16 protein-coding genes, 3 pseudogenes and 1 riboswitch are annotated in these 18039 nt (G+C 61.5%); of the genes and pseudogenes, 5 read left to right on the top strand and 14 right to left on the bottom strand.

Annotated elements, in window-relative coordinates; translation table 11 throughout:
* Positions 1-8 precede the first annotated feature (8 nt).
* The 4 genes from OMP38_RS29085 to OMP38_RS29070 form a co-directional block, all read right to left on the bottom strand.
* Positions 9-1280: a molybdopterin-dependent oxidoreductase gene (locus OMP38_RS29085; RefSeq protein WP_338130692.1), complete on the bottom strand. Its 1272-nt coding sequence runs from the start codon at positions 1278-1280 to the stop codon at positions 9-11.
* A complete protein-coding gene (locus OMP38_RS29080) occupies positions 1267-2373 on the bottom strand; it encodes a sensor histidine kinase (RefSeq protein ID WP_277568182.1) in 1107 nt (368 codons plus the stop codon). Before OMP38_RS29080 ends, OMP38_RS29085 begins: the two co-directional genes overlap by 14 nt.
* A complete protein-coding gene (locus OMP38_RS29075) occupies positions 2370-3083 on the bottom strand; it encodes a response regulator transcription factor (RefSeq protein WP_277568181.1) in 714 nt (237 codons plus the stop codon). The genes OMP38_RS29080 and OMP38_RS29075 overlap by 4 nt, the downstream gene beginning before the upstream one ends.
* A 63-nt stretch (positions 3084-3146) precedes the next feature.
* A complete protein-coding gene (locus tag OMP38_RS29070) occupies positions 3147-3473 on the bottom strand; it encodes a hypothetical protein (protein ID WP_277568180.1) in 327 nt (108 codons plus the stop codon).
* A gap of 272 nt (positions 3474-3745) precedes the next feature.
* On the opposite strand from OMP38_RS29070, the gene OMP38_RS29065 reads away from it, so the two are divergent.
* Positions 3746-4450 (top strand): hypothetical protein, encoded by a 705-nt coding sequence (locus tag OMP38_RS29065; protein WP_277568179.1) that lies wholly within the window; start codon positions 3746-3748, stop codon positions 4448-4450.
* A gap of 86 nt (positions 4451-4536) precedes the next feature.
* Here the strand turns inward: OMP38_RS29065 and trxA are convergent, their stop codons facing one another.
* The 3 genes from trxA to OMP38_RS29050 form a co-directional block, all read right to left on the bottom strand.
* On the bottom strand, positions 4537-4848 hold the full coding sequence (gene trxA, locus OMP38_RS29060; protein ID WP_090116128.1) for a thioredoxin: 312 nt from the start codon (positions 4846-4848) through the stop codon (positions 4537-4539).
* A 147-nt stretch (positions 4849-4995) separates the two neighbouring features.
* Positions 4996-5421: an RrF2 family transcriptional regulator gene (locus OMP38_RS29055; RefSeq protein ID WP_277568178.1), complete on the bottom strand. Its 426-nt coding sequence runs from the start codon at positions 5419-5421 to the stop codon at positions 4996-4998.
* A 132-nt stretch (positions 5422-5553) separates the two neighbouring features.
* Positions 5554-6384, bottom strand: coding sequence for an aldo/keto reductase (locus OMP38_RS29050; protein ID WP_277568177.1), 831 nt, complete (start codon positions 6382-6384; stop codon positions 5554-5556).
* A 63-nt stretch (positions 6385-6447) separates the two neighbouring features.
* On the opposite strand from OMP38_RS29050, the gene OMP38_RS29045 reads away from it, so the two are divergent.
* Positions 6448-7179, top strand: coding sequence for a DsbA family oxidoreductase (locus OMP38_RS29045; RefSeq protein WP_277568176.1), 732 nt, complete (start codon positions 6448-6450; stop codon positions 7177-7179).
* 92 nt (positions 7180-7271) lie between these two features.
* Here the strand turns inward: OMP38_RS29045 and OMP38_RS29040 are convergent, their stop codons facing one another.
* Together OMP38_RS29040 and OMP38_RS29035 are read right to left on the bottom strand one after the other, a co-directional pair.
* Complete coding sequence (locus OMP38_RS29040; RefSeq protein ID WP_277568175.1) at positions 7272-7859, bottom strand: LysR substrate-binding domain-containing protein; 588 nt, start codon at positions 7857-7859, stop codon at positions 7272-7274.
* A gap of 217 nt (positions 7860-8076) precedes the next feature.
* Positions 8077-8157 (bottom strand): annotated as a pseudogene (locus tag OMP38_RS29035) (helix-turn-helix domain-containing protein); the annotation flags it as partial.
* A 120-nt stretch (positions 8158-8277) separates the two neighbouring features.
* On the opposite strand from OMP38_RS29035, the pseudogene OMP38_RS36375 reads away from it, so the two are divergent.
* Both OMP38_RS36375 and OMP38_RS36370 read left to right on the top strand, forming a co-directional pair.
* Positions 8278-9054: pseudogene (locus tag OMP38_RS36375) on the top strand (YeiH family protein); the annotation flags it as partial.
* 118 nt (positions 9055-9172) lie between these two features.
* Complete coding sequence (locus tag OMP38_RS36370) at positions 9173-9394, top strand: hypothetical protein (protein ID WP_420869765.1); 222 nt, start codon at positions 9173-9175, stop codon at positions 9392-9394.
* A gap of 35 nt (positions 9395-9429) precedes the next feature.
* Here the strand turns inward: OMP38_RS36370 and OMP38_RS29015 are convergent.
* The 4 genes and pseudogenes from OMP38_RS29015 to OMP38_RS29000 all read right to left on the bottom strand — a co-directional run bounded on the left by OMP38_RS29015 (position 9430) and on the right by OMP38_RS29000 (position 14803).
* Positions 9430-10904 (bottom strand): annotated as a pseudogene (locus OMP38_RS29015) (NAD(P)/FAD-dependent oxidoreductase).
* A 50-nt stretch (positions 10905-10954) separates the two neighbouring features.
* Positions 10955-11054, bottom strand: a riboswitch (purine riboswitch).
* A 456-nt stretch (positions 11055-11510) separates the two neighbouring features.
* A complete protein-coding gene (locus tag OMP38_RS29010; protein WP_277568173.1) occupies positions 11511-12377 on the bottom strand; it encodes a transglutaminase family protein in 867 nt (288 codons plus the stop codon).
* Positions 12374-13327 (bottom strand): alpha-E domain-containing protein, encoded by a 954-nt coding sequence (locus OMP38_RS29005; RefSeq protein WP_277568172.1) that lies wholly within the window; start codon positions 13325-13327, stop codon positions 12374-12376. The genes OMP38_RS29010 and OMP38_RS29005 overlap by 4 nt, the downstream gene beginning before the upstream one ends.
* A gap of 15 nt (positions 13328-13342) precedes the next feature.
* Positions 13343-14803, bottom strand: coding sequence for a circularly permuted type 2 ATP-grasp protein (locus OMP38_RS29000; RefSeq protein WP_277568171.1), 1461 nt, complete (start codon positions 14801-14803; stop codon positions 13343-13345).
* Between the two features lie 414 nt (positions 14804-15217).
* Here OMP38_RS29000 and OMP38_RS28995 point away from each other — a divergent pair, with 414 nt between their 5' ends.
* Positions 15218-16111: a cation diffusion facilitator family transporter gene (locus tag OMP38_RS28995; RefSeq protein WP_277568170.1), complete on the top strand. Its 894-nt coding sequence runs from the start codon at positions 15218-15220 to the stop codon at positions 16109-16111.
* 109 nt (positions 16112-16220) lie between these two features.
* Here OMP38_RS28995 and ltrA read toward each other — a convergent pair whose 3' ends face one another.
* The gene (gene ltrA / locus OMP38_RS28990; RefSeq protein WP_277564517.1) at positions 16221-17612 is read right to left on the bottom strand and encodes a group II intron reverse transcriptase/maturase; all 1392 of its coding nucleotides are present in this window, start codon (positions 17610-17612) and stop codon (positions 16221-16223) included.
* Positions 17613-18039: the final 427 nt, after the last annotated feature.

Raw genomic sequence — 18039 nt, 5'->3', positions numbered from 1 at the left:
GAGGGCCGTCAGGCCTTCACCCATGCGTCGTTGTCGTAGCCCCGTTCTTCCCAATATCCGATGTGAGGCTTGTCGATCAGTTCGATCCGGTCCAGCCATTTGACCGATTTGTACGCGTACATGCCCGGCACGATCAGGCGGACCGGACCGCCGTAATCGCGGTGGATCGGCTTGCCGTCGTGGAGCACGGCGACCAGGACGTCCTTCATCCGCGCCTGCTCGAGGGACAGGGCGTCGGTGTATTCGCCGTCTCCGGAATAGAACTTCACGAACTGCGCGTTCGCCCGCACGCCCGCTGCGTCCAGCAGCTGCGCGAGCGGGATGCCTTCCCACGTGTTGCCGTACACCGACCAGCCGGTGACGCAGTGGAAGTCGCTGACCTGCACCTTGCGCTTGATCGCGAGGAACTGCTCCCATGTCCACGTCGCGGGCTTGTCGACCAGACCGTCGATCGTGAAGCGCCAAGTGTCCGAATCGAAATGCGGGAGCGGCGTCACCGTATAAACGCGAAAGCTGCCTTTGGCACCGCCGCCGATGACGTTCGCCGAGTCCGGCAGCGGCTGCGGCGCAGGAAGCATGCGATTCGCGTCCGTCTCGTCCGCGGCGATGTTGCCCGAGCCGGAGGTCAGACTCAAGCTGCCGCCCATCCAGCGGAAGAAGGACGGCAGCACCGCTGCGGCTAACGCCACGCCGACAGCGCTCCGGATGAACTGGCGGCGCGTCATCCACGGCTGCGGGCTCGCGGCCGGATGCAGACCGCCGGCATACGGACGCTTCGTGTCCGAACCGCCAGCCGTCTCCGCGCTATCGTCCGAGCGGACGGCTCGCCGCTGCGGTTTTTTCGCCCAACGCATCCGGGTGATCGAGTGATATGCCGCGTACGGCAGGCCCACCCACGTCAGCAGATCGTGAATGACAAGCGCGTTCGTCGCCCAGCGCGGCGGCAGATGGCGAAGCTGCCAGAGCACGATGCCCGAAGCCAGCCAGCCGAGCAGCAGGAAGACGACGAACGCCAGATTGCCACGCTGCCCCGGCCTGCCCCGAAGCTGCTTCAGATGTCGCTTGAGCAGCGGCGCGTAAAGGACGAGCACGATGCCCGTGATGAGACCGATGTAGATGTGCAGCTGCTTGATCCACACGCGCCCTTCGCCAAGCCACCCTCTCGCCGCGCCCCAGGACAGAATCAATCCGCTGACCGCCAGCGCGACGACCAGCCATGCATTCCAGCGGTGCAGCTCCGCCAGCTGCTTGCCGAGGCCCGCCCGTTTACGCTCCTTCATCTTCTGCATCCCTCCTCCGGCCGAGGGCCGTAACGCCTCCGGCGTCGGCCAGCTTCAGCGTAAATCGAAATTCGCTTCCTCCGTCTCCCGCCGGCGCCACGCCGATCTCGCCGCCATGCCGCTCCGTGAGCGTCTTGGCGATCGAGAGGCCGAGACCGGCGCCCCCGCCCTCGCGCCGCCTGCTCCGGTCCGACCGGTAAAACCGCTCGAAAATCCGGTCCCGCTCCGCCTCCGGCACGCCGTCCCCTTCGTCCCTGAGCGCGATCGAGACCATGCCGCCTTCCTCGATCGCGGCCCGCCATTCGATGCATCCCCCGTTCGGGGAATGCCGAATCGCGTTGTCGAGCAGGTTGGCCGCGATCCGGCGCAGCTCGCTCTCTACGCCCCACACGACCGGGGACGGCTCGGGAAGCTTTACGACAACCTCCAGATTTTTCTCCTCCAGCTTCGGCCTGTAGACGTTCAGCGTATCGATCAGCACGTCTTCGAGCGCTACGGGCCTAGGCTCGAAGGGGTCCGAGCCAGCGTCCAGCTTCGACAGGTCGAACAGATCCTGGACCAGGCGCCCCAGCCGTATCGATTCCTTGCGAATGACTTGAAGATAACCGCCTCGCGCGGTCTCGTCTTCGACGACCCCGTCCAGCAGCGCCTCGGAGTGAGACTGCAGCAGCGCGAGCGGCGTGCGCAGGTCGTGCGCGACGTTCGCTACGAGCTCCCTGCGCGAGGACTCAGACTTCGTCACGTTTTCGAAGCTTGCCTTCAGCTGTCGGCTCATCGCGTTGAACCGCTCCGCCAATAGACGGAACTCGGCCGGCCCCACGATGGGCACCTCCGTGCCGAGCTCGCCCGAAGCGATCTTGCCTGACGCTTCCCCGATCCGGTTCGCCGCGCGGGCAAGCGGCACGATCAGCGCGAAGTGGAGGACGAACGAAAGGACGCCGGCCAGCAACGTGGCACCGCCCAGCCAGATGAACGTCGGCGCGCTGAGCAGCATGCGGCTGTAGCAATAGAACAAGACGGCTAAAATAACGCCCAAACTGACGGCGTTGGATATTAGAAGATAAGTGCGCAGCTTTACCGTCCGGCCCCTCATTCGACGGGCTGCCCTTCGAACCGGTAGCCGATGCCCCATACCGTTTTGAGCCATGCCGGCTTGGAAGGGTTCGGCTCGATCTTCTCTCTCAGCCTGCGCATGTGCACGGTGACCGTGGTCGAATCGCCTTCGAAGGCGATGTCCCACACCCGGCTCAGCAGCTGGCTTCTCGAAAAGACCTGGCCCGGATGGCGCGCGAACCATTCCAGAAGATCGAACTCGGTGGCCGTGAGCTCCACGTCCCGTCCGCCCGCCTTCACCTTGCGCTGGGCCGGATAAAGGGAAAGGCCTTCGAAGTGAAGGCCTTCTTCCGGCTGCGCCAGCTTGTCTGCGGGCGCGGCGGCGGGCGCCGTCCTGCGCAAAATATTGCGAACGCGGAGCACCAGTTCGCGGGGGCTGAACGGCTTGGTCAAGTAGTCGTCCGCGCCAAGCGTCAAGCCGAGCAGCCGATCGCTCTCCTCGCCCCTTGCGGTCAGCATGATAATCGGCACGTCCTCTTCGTCGCGGACGGCGGTGCAGACGTCCCAACCCGACATGCCCGGCATCATGAGGTCCAGCACGAGCAGATCCGGGCGCCTCGACCGCCAGAGCCGCAGCGCCTCATCGCCGTCGTCCGCGACGAGCACCTCGAACCCTTCGCGCTCCAGGTATCTTCGGCAGACGTCGGTAATATCCCGTTCGTCGTCCGCGACCAGCACCGTTGCCGCCATCCCTATCTCCCCTTCATCCGAATACCCAGATTATAGCACAGCCGCCGGCTGGAATTGCGGCAATTACTTATCGGCCATGCTCGCCTCCGGCGACATCTCCCCGCCGTCCTTCATGCTCGCTTCCGGCGACATCATCCCGCCGTCCTTCATGCTCGCTTCCGGCGACATCTTCCCGCCGTCCTTCATGCTCGCCTCCGGCGACATCTTCCCGTCGTCCTTCATGCTCGCTTCCGGCGACATCTTCCCGTCGTCCTTCATGCTCGCCGACGGCATCGGCGGATTGTCGTTCGCCTTGTCCGTGCCGCATCCTGCCAGCGCAGCAGCCAACGCGGCGGTTGACAGCATGAAGCAGATGGCTTTGCCGAATTTTATCAATCTCGGTTCCTTCACCAGAATCGCCTCCTTGACACGTTATAGTCTCAAGGTATCGTCCGGGGCTAACGAACCGCTAACCGATTTTCAAAGAAAGGATTAAATGATTCTTACAGAAGCATTACGATGGGCCAGGCCGTCGATTTCTTACGATTTCCTGTCGTTCGCTCACGCAATTTCCCCTAATTATCCTTCTGTCCCACCGGAACATCCGGAGACATTTTGCGTCTAAGATATACGAATTTAAAAAAAGAGCTAAATTCCGTATCTCTTCTAGGAGGTTATACATCATGAAACCCAGGATGCTCCCATACTTCGCCATGCTGCTCGCCGTGGCGCTGCTGGCCGGCTGCGGCGGAGGCAACGACGATCGCAATGCCGCTCCGCCTGCCGCTTCGGGCACTGCCGCCGTCGCTTCACAGTCCGATTCTGCGCCGTCCGAGGGCGCCTCGGCGACGGCATCCGCTTCTCCGTCGGCTTCAGCCGCTCCGTCCGATTCCCAAAAGGCGCTTTCCGCCGCGGCCAAGGACGTCGTCGAAGCGCTCCGCGACCGCGACTTGAAACGGCTCTCCGCGTGGATCGATCCGAAGCTCGGCCTTCGCTTTTCACCTTATGCCGCGATGACGGAGGAAGATCGAATTTTCAAGCCCGAAGCCCTGCCTTCCTTCAAGAGCCAGGACAAGATCAAATGGGGCACGGCGGACGGCAGCGGCGATCCGATCGAGCTGTCCTTCCGCGATTACTTCGACAAGTTCGTGTACGACAAGGACTTCGATACCGCTCCCTCGATCTCGGCGAACAAGCTTGTCGGCAAAGGCAATTCCGTATACAACGGACAGGATATGTATCCCGGCTCGGCGTTCGTGGAATTCCACTACCCGGGCTTCGACGACGCCGCCGACGGCATGGATTGGGAGAGCTTGATCCTTACGTTCGTACAGGACGGCAGCGATTGGCGGTTGGTCGCCCTGACGCATGCGCAGTGGACGATTTAATGACGGGCGCGTTAAAAATAAATGGGCAGCAAAAAAAACAAGCACCGCGTCCTTGGACGGGGTGCTTGTTCGCGTAGCAGGCTAGATTAGAGCTGGTTTTGAATCTTGGCCTTCAGGGAATCCTTGCTTTGCAGACCGACCAGCTTGTCGACCGGTTGGCCGTCCTTGAACAGGATCAGGGTCGGGATGCTCATGACGCCGAATTGGGAAGCCAGCTCAGGCTGCTCGTCGACGTTCACCTTGGCGATCGTCGCCGTGCCTTGAAGCTCGGACGACAGCTCTTCGACGATCGGGAGCTGCATTTTGCAAGGTCCGCACCAAGGGGCCCAGAAATCAAGCAGAGACACGCCTTCGCTAACGGTCTCGTTAAAGTTGTCCTTCGTTACGACTACGGCCATCGTAATCCACTCCTTCAGAGGTTAAATGAATTCTTTATATCGTTCCTTTATGATGATCGGACGACGAAGCGCTATGGCTCCGGTCCGCTCCATCCTGCGACTGCTGCCGTCCCCGCGCGCGGAGCGCACAACGAACCTTACCCTCGGCTACGTCTTCTGACACGCCTTGATGCGCGACAGCATCTGGCCGATCGTGATCCCCTGGAAATAGCTCTCGAGCTGCTTCTCGGCGCCGCAGAACACGGAATTCATCACTTCCTGCATATTAGAGCCGACCATGCAGTCCATTTCCGGATTGCCGCTGCACCAGTTCGGCGTGATCGCGCCGGCCGCCATCGTCCGGTAGATATCCGCCAGCGTCATGTCCGAAGGATCGATGCAGAGCCTGTATCCGCCGCCCGAGCCTTCGCGCGTCGTCACGTAGCCGTTTTTTCGCAAGAAACCGAGCACCTTCCGCACCCGCGCCGGATGCGTGCAGACATTGGCCGCGATCTCTTCGCTCGACGCCATGCCGTCGGGCTTGTGCGCGAGCAGGACCAGGCTGTGTACGGCAATAATAAATTCGCTGTTCAAATGCGGCGCCCCCTTTCCCGGCGGGTTACTGTAATATTACCAGTTACAGTTGGGTCTGTCAAGGGGAGATACGACGCGGTTAAGGCTTAGCATGCCGCCCGCACCCCCGCCCTATTCCGGACGCGCGCGCGCTCAATCGCCCTGGACCAGATCCGGATCCATGCCGAAGCGGCGATCTTCGTTCAGCCCGTCGATCCGGGTCATGTCGTCATCGGAGAGCGCGAAGTCGAACACGTCCGCGTTCTCCTCGATGCGCCGTGCCTGCACGGATTTGGGAATGACGACGATCTCCTGCTGCAGATGCCAACGGAGCACGACCTGCGCCGGCGTCTTGCCGTATTTGTTCGCCAGCTCGGCCAGCAGCGGCAAGTCCAGCCGTCCCTGCATGAGCGGACGCCATGCCTCAGGCTGGATGCCTTCGCGCCGCAGGAATTCAAGCAAGGGCTTCTGCGTCAGCAGCGGATGCAGCTCCACCTGATTGACCATCGGCTTGATCCGGCAGACGCCCATTAAGTCCTCCAGGTGATGGATCTTGAAGTTGCTGACGCCGATCGCGCGCGCTTCGCCTTCGTCGTACAGGCGCTCCAGCGCCCTGTATGTATCCTTGTACTTGCCCGGCACGGGCCAATGGACCAAATAAAGATCGATCGCGCCGATGCCAAGCCGCTCCTTGCTCCTGTAAAAGGCGCGCAGCGTCTCGTCGTAGCCCTGCTCGTCGTTCCACACTTTGGACGTGACGAACAGCTTGTCCCTCGCGATGCCCGATTCGCGAATCGCCCTGCCTACGTCGGCCTCGTTGCCGTACAGCGACGCGGTATCGATCGCGCGGTATCCCGCCGCAAGAGCGACCCTTACCGCGTTCTCCGTTTCCGCGCCCGACTTCGCCCGCCACACGCCCAGCCCCAGCCGGGGCATCCGTTCGCCGTTCAGCAGCTCCACGGCCGATGCCTTCGTCCACCCCATCCCGTCCACTCCTTTTCGCGCCGATCTTAGGCCATGTTACCACGGATACGCGAGGTCCGCACGTTGATCGCGACCGTTCGTTCTGGCATACTCAAGGTGTCGGCGAAGCCTAGCGCCCGCCCCAACTTCAAAGAGACGAGGAGCTCACGCTCATGCATATCGACATTTACTCCGACATGGTCTGCCCTTGGTGCAGAATCGGCAAAAAAGAACGTCATTGACGCGATCGAACAATGGGTCGCAGAATCCGGAGAGGACGTCACCGTCAGCTATCATGCCTTTCTGCTGGATCATTCGCTGCCTCCCGAAGGGCTGCCCTTCCGCGCTTCGATGGCGCACAAAATGGGCGGCGAGCACCGCATCGAGGAGATGCTGCAGCGCGTGACCGATGCCGGCGCGGCCGTCGGCGTGCCGTTCCGGTTCGACCGGGTGACGCGGATGCCGAATACGGTGCTGGCGCATCGCCTGACCGCGATCTTGCCCGCAGAACGGCAGGAGGCTTGGATCGACGCCGTCATGATGGCTTATTTCGAGTACGGCAGAGATATCGCGAAGCGCGACGTGCTGCTCGAGATCGCGGCGGATCTGGGCCTTGAGACCTTTCCGCTCGAGACGGCGCTGGACGAAGGCCGCGGAGCCGAAGAGGTCCAAGAGGATCTGGAGCGCGCTTCGGCCATGGGGATCTCAGGCGTGCCTTTCTTCGTGCTGAACGGCAAGTACGGTCTGTCCGGCGCCTATCCGGCTGCCGAATTCGTCAAGGCGTTCGGGAAGCTCGCGGAGCAGAGCGGGAGCTAGACCGGCAATTAGGTTAAGCAAGTTAACGCGAGGCCAAACGCGGGCGGCGGCAATGGATCAGGCACCGGGATCGGGAGCCGGGTCTCCGCCGTTCAGCCGAGGTCTTGCGCATCGATTCCGGCCCGCTCCATGAGACGACGCGTCGTCTCCTCCAGCTGTGCCAGAAAAGCTTCCAGCGTACGCGTCCGCGCGTCGCCCTTTCGCAACAGGACATAAAAACTCCTTTTAAAAGGCAAACCCGGCGCCAGGACCGGCTTTAGCGCGCCGCTCTCCAGCTCCTTCCGCAGAGACCAGCGGGACTGCAGCGTAATGCCAAGTCCGGCTTCCGCCATTTCCTTGATCAGCTGCGTGCTGCCCAACTCCATTATTCTAGGCGGGCGTACGCCCCACGTCTCGAACATCTGCTCGGTCGCCGCGCGTGTGCCCGAGCCCCGCTCTCTTACGAGCCAAGCTTCCTCTCGCAGCCTTGCCGCCTCTACTTCCGACGCCCCCGCGAGCGCATGCTCCGCTCCCGCGACGATCACCATCTCGTCACCCGCGATTCTCCGGCTCTCCAGACCTAGCCCGATCTCTTCCCCTTCGACGATGCCGACGTCGAGCTCGCGCCTGCGCAGCCGCTCCGCGATCTCCGCCGTATTCGCGATTGCGATGGAAGGCCTGATATCGGGGTAAATGCGCATTAAATCGGCTAATGTACGGGGCAACACGTACTCCCCCGAACGTATAACTGGCGCCGATGGCCAAGGGGCCGCGCACGCTGCCCGACAGCTCGTCCACCATCTCTTGCATCCGCTCGTACAGCATACCGATTTCCTTGGCATGCCGCAGTACGATTGCGCCTGCGCGCGTGAGCGCGACCGATTTGCTGCTGCGATCCAGCAGGCGGGCGCCGAGCGAAGCTTCTAACGCGCGGACATGCTGGCTGACGGCAGGCTGAGTCATATGAAGCCGTTCGGCCGCGCGCGAAAAGTTCTTCATCTCGGCGGCGACGACGAACACCTGAAGCGCGATATCCAAGCTGTCTCACCTCTAAAGGATAAGTAAATACTTATTATTAATATAACATTAATTCATTTCTCTTATAGGACAAAGCGAGCTATGCTTGCACTACCGAAAAGCTCACGCAGTGGTCCTAAGGAGATGGATAGAATGCATATCGTTCCAGCACGCCAATTACAGCCTGGACGTCGCTCGCGCACGCGCTCGATGCGCCTCGCCGAATACGCCCCGGGGTTAACGCTCGCAGCCGCGTTGGCACTGCTCGGCTGGCAGCTCGCGCGCATCCCCGGCTTCGGCCTGTTCGGCCCGATGGCCTGCACGCTGCTCGCAGCGGTCGCATACCGCCAGCTGTTCGGCTATTCGGAGGCATTGGCGCCGGGCATACGCTTCGGCACGACCAAGCTGCTTCGCGCCGCCATCGTGTTGTTCGGCTTGAAGCTGCCGCTCGATGCCGTGCTCCAGCAAGGCTTGCCGCTCTTGGCGAGAAGCGTCGGCACGCTGGCTTTCTCCATGGCGGCCGGGCTCGCGCTGGGCCGCTTGCTAAAGGCGGACCGGCAGCTGACGCTGCTGCTGGCCGTTGGCACGGGCATCTGCGGCGCGGCCGCGATCGCCGCCGTATCGCCGCTGATCGCGGCCAGGGAAGACCACACCGCGACCGCGGCGGGCTTGATCGCGATCGCCGGCACGGCGGCGGCGGTAGCCTCGATGCTGCTGGCGGACGTCCTGCCGCTAAGCGGCCCCGCCTACGGCCTCTGGACCGGCTTGACGCTGCACGAGATCGCGCACGTCGCCATGGCCGCTTCGGCAGGCGGACCCGACGCGCTTGCGAGCGGCATGCTGGCGAAGCTTGCCCGCGTGTTCCTGCTGGTGCCGCTCTGCCTGGCGCTTCACTGGCGCAACCAACGCCGCGCCCGTCGACCGTCCGCGAGCGAAAAAGAAGCCGCGGCGAGCGCCGCAGCTTCATTCCCCCTGGTTCTTAATCGGCTTCCTGGCCATGAGCTTGCTCGCCTCGGGCTTAACCGCTGCCGGATGGACGCTTCCCTCCCGCGCGACCGCGGGCGCCTCGACGCTGACGACCGTCCTGCTGACGGTCGCGATGGCCGGCATGGGCCTCAGCGTGAACGTACGCTCGCTCCGGCAAGCGCTGCGTCCGATCGCCGTCCTGCTGATCGTATCCGCGCTTCTGTCGGGATTGACGCTCGTGACGCTGCTCTGACCGGCTCGCCCTACTTACGAAGGTTCCCGTATCCTTTACAGAAGCGCCGCCGCATTCGCTTCTTTCCCGCCAGCTCGCTCAAGACGATCGGCAATGGCGCGCGCGATCCACACGCCTGCCGCGCCGGCTTGCGCCAGCCCCCGCGTGATGCCAGCGCCGTCGCCGCCGCAGTACAATCCGGCGATCTCGGTCTCGAGCCGGTCCGTCAGCTGCGGACGCGCGGAGTAGAACTTCGCCTCGACGCCGTAGAACAAGGTATGCTCGGACGCGAGGCCCGGCGTGACCTTATCCAACGCTTCCACCATTTCGATCAGGCTTTTCATCGTGTTGTAAGGCAGGACCAATCCCAGATCTCCCGGTACGGCTTCCTTCAGCGTCGGCTCCAGAAAACCTTCCTTGATCCGTGCGGCCGTCGAGCGTCTCCCCCGCAAAATATCGCCGTACTTCTGCACGATGACGCCGCCGCCGGACAGGTCGTTCGCGCGCTCGCAGATTTCTCGGGCGTATTCATTCGGTTTGTCGAACGGCTCGGTGAATTTATGCGATACGAGCAGCGCGAAGTTCGTATTGGCGGAGCCGAGGGCGGGATCCTTGTAAGCGTGGCCGTTGGCGGCCATGATGCCGCTGTGGTTTTCGACGACGACGTGACCCGACGGATTGCTGCAGAACGTGCGGACGCGCGTGCCCACCGACGTGTTGAATACGAATTTCCCTTCGTATAGATGCTCGTTGATCTCGCGCATGACCACGTCCGACGTCTCGACGCGTACGCCGATATCGACCTGGTTGCTTTGCATTTTGATTCGGCGTTTCTTCAGCACCTCCGTCAGCCAGGCCGATCCGTCCCGTCCCGGCGCGACGACGACCTTGTCCGCGAGCAGCTCCTCGCCGCCCTTCAGCACGACGCCCGTCGCCCGGTGGCCGCCGCCTTCCTTTACGGACAGCAGATCCGCGACCTCCGTCTTGAACCGCATCTCGATCTTATCCGCGAGGTAGGCGGCGATCGACTTCAGAATCTCCAGGTTTTGCTCCGTGCCGAGGTGCCGCACCTGCGCGCGCAGCAGCTTCAGGCCGGCCGCATAAGCGCGCTGTTCGATGCTTTTGACGACGTCCGTCGTCGGATCGGTGATCGTATGCGTCGCGCCGTGGACGAGGTTGACTTCGTCCACGTATTTGATGAGGCCGAGCACCTGCGAAGCCGGCAGATAATCCGTGAGCCATCCACCGAACTCGGTCGTAATGTTGAACTTCCCGTCGCTGTACGCGCCCGCGCCGCCGAAGCCAGCCGTGATCGAGCAGGCCGGCAGGCAGCCGGCGAATTCCTTTTCCCGGCGGCCGGGGGACAGAGCTGAATCTTCTCCTCGAGAATGGGGCAGCGGCGGCGGTGAATGTCGTGGCCTTTGTCCAGCAGCAGCACCTTAAGCTGCGGGGACTTGCGGTAGAGCTCGTAGCACGCGAAAATGCCCGCCGGCCCGGCGCCGACGACGATGACGTCATAAGCGTTCGTCATTTTATTTTGCCTCCCGAAAATGAAAAATGCCCGACCGCCAAAAGATACGGAGATGCCCTCCGCTCCTTCGTAGTCGGGAATTCACGGTTCCCGGTAGAGACCACCGGCCCTTATCGCCGGAGATATACGAATGCGCGTATAGTCGATGCCTGATGGCGGTTCGGTAAGATGGTTGCCTAGCCTTGCCTTGCCTTGCCTTGCCTTGCTTTGCCTTGCGGAGCAGCGGAGCTTCTGCTGAATGATCCGCTCAGACCGTTCCAACGTGCCCCGACAGTTAGTTTACGCACGTTAGACGTACGTGTCAATGGCATTTTCATTTATTGTACGTAAATCATGAACGAATACTTAGAAAATCATTTAAAATACAATCTTATCGAACCAAAAACCGAACGTTTTATCGCAATCAGACGAGTCAATCCGACTACTTTTGCCCATTATGCCCATCGCCCTCACTGCAGCAGAGGATTCGCCCCCCTCCGCTCGTTCGCAGCAAAAAAAGCTGCCCGACCGCCGCATCCCGCGACTTCCAGACAACTCTACGTACACGCCCCGCCGGCACGACCATTGATTCTCCCTCCACTAAACACACAGTCCGGCCTTGCTCGTCTATCCCGCCAGCTGTACGTCCACGCTCACCGTCAGCGTCTGCTCGCCCGTGCCCCGATAGACGCCCTTGACCGGCACGATGTCCAGATAGTCCCGGCCGTGCGCCAGCTTGACGTACCGCCAGTCCACGAGCCCGTTGTTGGTCGGATCGAAGCCCTGCCAGCCCATGCCGGGCACGTACACCTCCACCCATGCGTGGGAAGCCTGCTCGAAGTCCGCGTTGCGCCCCTGGAGATCGCCGACGAAGTGGTACCCGCTCACGTACCGCGCGGGCACGCCGCGCATGCGGCAGATCGCAAGCAGCAGATGCGCGAAGTCCTGGCAGACGCCGGAGCCGATGGCGATCATCTCGTCGGCCGTCGTGTGAACCGCCGTCGACAGCGGCTTGTACTCGAAGTCGCCGAAGATGCGGCCGGACGCGCACTGGACGAAGTCGAACACGCCGACCTGCCCGGCCCCGCATACCGCGTCCTCCGCGTACCCCGCGACCGTCGGATGAAAGGTGGCGAACGGCGTCGGCAGCAAATACTCCGCGTTGGCGTCGCGGAACGCTTCTGCGCGCAGCCGCGACCATGACTCGAACGGCTCAATCTCGGGCTTGCGCTTCATTTCTGAATCGCGGGTGACGACCGTCGACCGGGAGGTGATGACGAGCTCCCGATGCGGATGGTTGGCCGTGAAGGCATGCACGCGATTGCCGAAATAATCCTCGTATGACATCAAGGAGACGTTGGGCTCGATGATCAGCCGGTGCTGGTAGCAGGCCTGGCGCTCGTCGGTACGCGGCGCGAGACGCAGTTCATTGACACTGTCCGTCACCGGCGCGCCGTACCGGTAGGTCGTGACGTGGGTGATATCCAGCTTCATGCGGTGACCTCCCGTCCGGGGAAAAAAAACGCCTTCGCCATCGCCTCGCCCAGCTGTCTGTTCGTGGCGAGCAGCTGCTGCAGGACGGCGTCCAGCGAATCGGCATGGATATCCGGACGTTCCAGCCATCCCAGCTCGGAGCGGGCCTTGTCGGCGATCCGTATGATCCGGTCGAGCCCCAAGCCCGGCCGGCTCGCCTCCGTTCGCAGCGTCTTGAGATGGTCCGAGAAGCTCGCTAGCGCATAGTGGACCGAGCGCGGGAACCGCTCTTGCGCCAGCAAAAAGGACGCCACCTCCTCCGTGCTCAGCTCCTCGATGCCGAGCCTGCGAAAGGCCTCGTAGCCGCCGACCGACTTGAGCACGGCCGTCAAGTAGGCGTAGGAGGAGCTTCCCGTCTCGGCCGTATATCTCAGCACGGATTGAAGCAGCCGGACGATATTTTCAGAACGTTCGAGATACCGCCCGCTCTCCATCATGCCGTACGCGTCGTCGCGAAGCGCGATCGACACCGCCGTCCCCTGGAACGCCGCCAAGCCCTCCTTGACGCGCCGATAAAACCGATGCGGCGAATCCCCGAGCACCTCGGCCGTATCGCAGCTTTTCAGCCACAGGTAGAAACCGTTCAGCAAATTCCACAGCTCCGACGGAAGCCGATCCCGGATCTTCCTCAGATTGTCCCGCGCCTGGGCGACGCAGACGACAAGCGAGTTAGCTTGCGTCGCGTCCAGCGTCAGAAAATGGATGACGTCGCGCTCGCCGTAGGCGGCATGCTGCTCCTCGTAGGCGGAGATATCGCCGATCGCGCCCACGATACGGCGCCACACCTGCGCGTCCGGACCTTGCTCATCCTCCCGGAGATGATAGTACACGTCGATGAGCCGCGCGTGGTTTTCCGCCCTCTCCGTATAGCGTCCGATCCAGAACAACGATTCCGCGATGCGGTCCAGCATAGCGTCTCCTCCTCGTCACGATCCTGCTAATACCCACGTATCCTTGCAGCCGCCCCCTTGGGACGAATTGACGACCAGCGAACCTTCTTTCATGGCGACGCGGGTGAGTCCGCCGGGCAGCACATGCACCTGCCGGCCGTTCATGAGCGCGAAAACGCGAAGATCGATATGCCGCGAGACGAGCCGTCCGTCCATGCAGACGGGCGCGGTGGACAGCTTGACCGTCGGCTGCGCGATATAGTTGTCGGGATCGGCGATGATCTTCTGCGCGAAGGCGGCGCGCTCTCCCTCGGTCGACGACGGACCGATCAGCATGCCGTAGCCGCCGGACAGCGAAGTCTCCTTGACGACCATCTCATCCAGCCGCTGCAGCACGTATTCTCTTTCCTCCGGACGGCTCATCAGATAGGTGGGTACGTTGGAAAGGATCGGCGTCTCGTTCAGGTAGTAGCGGATCATGTCCGGCACGAAGGTGTAGATGGCCTTGTCGTCTGCGACGCCCGTTCCCGGTGCGTTGGCGATCGCGATATTGCCGAAGCGGTAGGCGTTCATCAGACCGGCGACCCCGAGCATCGAATCGGGCCGGAAGGCGAGCGGGTCGAGAAAATCGTCGTCGATTCGCCGGTACAGCACGTCGACCCGCCGTTTGCCGCGGGTGCCGCGCATGTAGATCTTGTGGTCCTCGCAGACGAGATCGCGTCCCTCTACCAGTTCGATCCCCATCTGCTGCGCCAGAAACGCATGCTCGAAGTACGCCGAATTGAAGCTGCCCGGCGTCAACAGCGCGATGACGGGATCACTCTTGCCGGTCTGGGCCATGGCGCGCAGGGAGGACCGGAAGGCGTCCAGCGTGCGGTCGATGCCGCGTATCGCGTGAGAAAAGTAGAGCTCCGGGAAATCGTGGGTCATGATGGACCTGCTTTTGAAAATGTACGAGAACCCCGACGGAGAGCGCAAATTGTCCTCCAGCACGAAGTAGTCGCCCTTTTCGTCGCGGATCAGGTCGATGCCCGAGGCCGTCACGTAGGCGCCGCCCGGCACGGAGAGCCGCATCATCTCGCCTCTGAAGTAGCGGTTGCCGAGCACCATGCGCCTGGGGATCAGCCCTTCCCGGAAAATATGCTGCTCATGGTACACGTCCTGAAGGAACGCGTTCAAAGCGCGCACGCGCTGCGAGACGCCGCGCTCGATCTTCTCCCATTCGGCGCCGGGAATGATGCGGGGCACGAGGTCGAAGGGAATCGTGCGCTCCAGCGCTTCGGACTGGCCGGGCTGCGACAAGGTGAAGGTAATGCCTTCCTCCAGCAGCCGCCGGTTCATCTGGCGCTGCCTGGCTGCGCGCTCGTCGATGCCGAGCCGAGAAAGGATGGCTTGCACCTTTTCGTAATGAGCCCTGACCTGCGTCCCTTCGAACATCTCGTCGTAAAACTTGGAGGCGGGAGGCGACAGCGAAGTGATCGCGTTCCATAATTCCATGACTGCGGCTCTTCTCCGCGCAGGCGTACGGAGGAGAAGAGCCATTCCTCCCTTCGGGCGGGAATCCGGCGATAGGCGTCTGCCTGTCGGCAACCGTTGTACCTGAATCATATTCCCCCCGTCTATTTGATGTCAATATTTTTTACATAAAATAAACTATTTCAGCTTGATATCTGACATGAACCTTCTTGTTATTTATGAAAATTAATCAGAAACATGAATTCAAAGCACTTCCCTGACTTCATCTTGCGTTGATTTCATATCACCTTGCTTTCGTTTAGCCGATACGCGTGATGTTAATGTTATATTTATTGCGAAATTACGACCTCTCCGCCAGCCGATTCCGAATTAGGCATCGCGCGCGGCGCTATGATAAAATATCGGAACAATGATTGGCAAAAGGAGCCATGGCCGTTGACCTCTAAAGCAAACGCAGGGCTGCTGTCCATCTGGATCAGCCTTGTGAGCAACATCGCGCTCACCATCCTCAAGATCGTCGTCGGCCTGCTCTTCGCAAGTCCCGTGCTCGTGGCCGACGGCATTCACAACGCCGGGGACATCATTGCGACCGTGGCGGCATTGACGTCCTCCATGGTGTCCAAGAAACCCGCGGACGACGAGCACCCGTACGGCCATGGCAAGGCGGAGGTCGTCGCCTCCGCGCTCGTCGCCATCATCCTGGCGATCGCCGCGCTCTGGATCGGCTACCATGCCGTCCTGACGCTCCGCGAGCCCCCGGAGAGCGAGAGCCTGCTGCCGCTGGCCGCTGCCGTCGTTTCTCTTGTCTGGAAGCAAGCCCTGTACCTTTACACGATCCAGGTCGGGCGCGCCGTCAACAGCAAGAGCGTGCTCGCCACCGCCTACGACCATCTCGCCGACGTGTATGCCTCGTTGGCCGCCGTGATCGGGATCGGGCTGGCTTACATCGGCGAACGTCTCGACTGGTCTTGGGCCGCTTACGGCGATCCCGTCGCCGGCATCGTCGTCTCCCTGCTCGTGCTCAAGCTCGCCTACGAGATGGGCACCGACGCCATCGACATCCTGATGGAACGCAACGTATCGCCCGCCAAGCTCGCGCAGTACGAAAAACTGATCGCAAGCGAGCCCGAGATCAAGCGCATCGACCGCGTCCGCGCCCGCGAGCACGGCCACTATATCATCGTCGACGTGCGCGTCGGCATTCCGAGCCACTATACGATCCAGCAGGGCCACGATATCGGCCGGGCGCTCAAGCGCTGCATCATGGACAGCGATCCCGACGTCGTCGAGGTACTCGTCCATATGAATCCGTGGAACGAGGGCGAATAAACGCAAGCGAACAAACGTCAAGCCGCTTAAATCGAGTAGGAGGAGGCGGCTAGCCTCCGTCCTCTCACACCACCGTACATGCGGGTCCGCATACGGCGGTTCCAAAAGGTTAACAAGGCTCCTTGTAACGAGTAAGCAGACTTTTCAGCCCTTTTGCCTCCCAGTAGGAGGTCGGAAGGGCGTTGTTTATGTTCCGGGACATTTCCCAAGGGCCGCGCCGGGAGTTGGCCATGACATAACAGGCCCACTCCCGTACATTCAGCGCTCTTAGTTCGCGGATGCGCGTTCGCACTCGCTTCCATTGCTTCCACAGGCACATGCGCAGCCGTCTACGAATCCAGCCATCGAATTGCTCGAGGTGTTTCTTCGCAGCAGCCATCCGGAAGTAGCCCAGCCACCCCATCGTATAGCGGTTTAGCCGGTTTATCCGTTCCTCCATTGGCATAGACTTCGTACGGTTCGTCAGTTCCCGGACCTTGTCCTTGAACCGAGAAATCGTCTTTGGTGCCAATCGAATCGTCGCTTGCCGGTTGTTCATGAAGCTAAATCCTAGAAACTTTCGCTCCCGCGGTCTGGCTACCGCACTCTTTTCCCGGTTCACTTTCAGTCTTAGCTTTCCTTCTACAAAGCGAACCACCGACCCCATGACGCGTTCTCCGGCGCGTTTGCTGGCTACGAAGATGTTGCAATCGTCCGCATAGCGGACGAAGTGCAGTCCTCTGCGCGTTAACTCCTTGTCCAGGTCGTCCAACAGGATGTTTGCCAGTAGTGGACTAAGCGGTCCGCCTTGCGGCGTCCCTTCCTCCGTTCGCTGGCAAACCCCGTTCTCCATGACGCCGGCATTCAGATAGGCGCGAACCAGCTTCAGGACGCGTTGGTCCGTCACCTTACGTGCCACTCTGGCCATGAGCATGTCGTGGTTCACCCGGTCAAAGAACTTCTCCAGGTCCATGTCTACGACCCAGCGCAGTCCGCTCTGGATGTAGGATTGAGCCTGCCGCACCGCATCGTGCGCACGCTTGCCTGGCCGAAAGCCGTAGCTGCTTGGAGAGAATTCGGCATCGAAAATCGGATTCATCACTTGCAGAAGCGCTTGCTGTAGCAGTCGGTCCATCACGGTCGGGATGCCAAGCAGCCGTACGCCGCCTCCGGGTTTGGGGATTTCCACCCGTCTGACGGGCGCAGGTCTGTAGGTTCCCGCGAGGAGTTCGGTCTTCACCGACTCCCAGTGCGTTTTCAGGTAAGCTTGTAGCTGCGCTACCGTTACACCGTCCACACCGGGCGCTCCTCCGTTTTGGACCACTCGCTTGTACGCGTCCCTCAGGTTTGCGCCCTCGAGCATCCGCTCCAGCAAGTCGTTACTGGCTTTGCGAGAGGAAGGGGCGACTTGTGCCGGCGATGAACTCGGCGCTCCTGCATACCCTTGCGGCTTCACCGCTTCTCTTTGCAGCAAGCTCCCTTGCGGGATATTCGGCTGTCGTTGCTCATCGCGCGAACGCATCGGTTTCCTCTCTCCTTTCGGTTCGGCCCTTCCGCAGCTGTTGCAACAGTCTGCGTACTATGGCCTCTGCTGACTCCTGCGGGTTCAGCGCAACCTCCCGGTTGCGGTTACGAAATGACTTCGCTTTTTTTTTTTTTTTCATCCCGCAGGCCTCCCCAGATAAGAACGCCATCTGTCTGCCCGCGACCACTGGAGTTTACAGGGTTAGCCCTTGGCGGCTTTGGATTTCGTTGTGTGTTGACAACTCATCCGGCTAACCCTGCCTCGAATCCAGTTCGTATACCTTGGCCCGTGCATTTGCCTCCGGCTTCCTTCAGATTCCGCCTCGCGACGGACACCCTTGCCCTTGGCTACGGTAGGCGCTCGCCAGCCCCCGTTCGGGACTTTCACCCTAAAGATGACGCCCATGCTGGGCGTACAACGAAAG

Origin of the sequence: Cohnella ginsengisoli, assembly GCF_029525555.1 — a bacterium.
Taxonomy (GTDB): Bacteria; Bacillota; Bacilli; order Paenibacillales; family Paenibacillaceae; genus Cohnella; species Cohnella ginsengisoli.
The sequence above is the reverse complement of the archived record's forward strand: the minus strand, read 5'-3'. Positions and strand labels throughout refer to the sequence as shown.

Bases quoted from the DNA above. Each gene is read 5' to 3' on its own strand.
- OMP38_RS36370 (WP_420869765.1), top strand. From the start codon at position 9,173: ATGAGCTTGCTCGCCTCGGGCTTAACCGCTGCCGGATGGACGCTTCCC.
- OMP38_RS29050 (WP_277568177.1), bottom strand. From the start codon at position 6,384: ATGGGGTGGACGAAGGCATCGGCCGTGGAGCTGCTGAACGGCGAACGG.
- OMP38_RS29010 (WP_277568173.1), bottom strand. From the start codon at position 12,377: ATGAAGCTGGATATCACCCACGTCACGACCTACCGGTACGGCGCGCCG.
- OMP38_RS29080 (WP_277568182.1), bottom strand. From the start codon at position 2,373: ATGAGGGGCCGGACGGTAAAGCTGCGCACTTATCTTCTAATATCCAAC.
- OMP38_RS29085 (WP_338130692.1), bottom strand. From the start codon at position 1,280: ATGAAGGAGCGTAAACGGGCGGGCCTCGGCAAGCAGCTGGCGGAGCTG.
- OMP38_RS29000 (WP_277568171.1), bottom strand. From the start codon at position 14,803: ATGGAATTATGGAACGCGATCACTTCGCTGTCGCCTCCCGCCTCCAAG.
- OMP38_RS29075 (WP_277568181.1), bottom strand. From the start codon at position 3,083: ATGGCGGCAACGGTGCTGGTCGCGGACGACGAACGGGATATTACCGAC.
- trxA (WP_090116128.1), bottom strand. From the start codon at position 4,848: ATGGCCGTAGTCGTAACGAAGGACAACTTTAACGAGACCGTTAGCGAA.
- OMP38_RS29065 (WP_277568179.1), top strand. From the start codon at position 3,746: ATGAAACCCAGGATGCTCCCATACTTCGCCATGCTGCTCGCCGTGGCG.
- ltrA (WP_277564517.1), bottom strand. From the start codon at position 17,612: ATGCGTTCGCGCGATGAGCAACGACAGCCGAATATCCCGCAAGGGAGC.
- OMP38_RS29005 (WP_277568172.1), bottom strand. From the start codon at position 13,327: ATGCTGGACCGCATCGCGGAATCGTTGTTCTGGATCGGACGCTATACG.
- OMP38_RS29040 (WP_277568175.1), bottom strand. From the start codon at position 7,859: ATGCGCATTTACCCCGATATCAGGCCTTCCATCGCAATCGCGAATACG.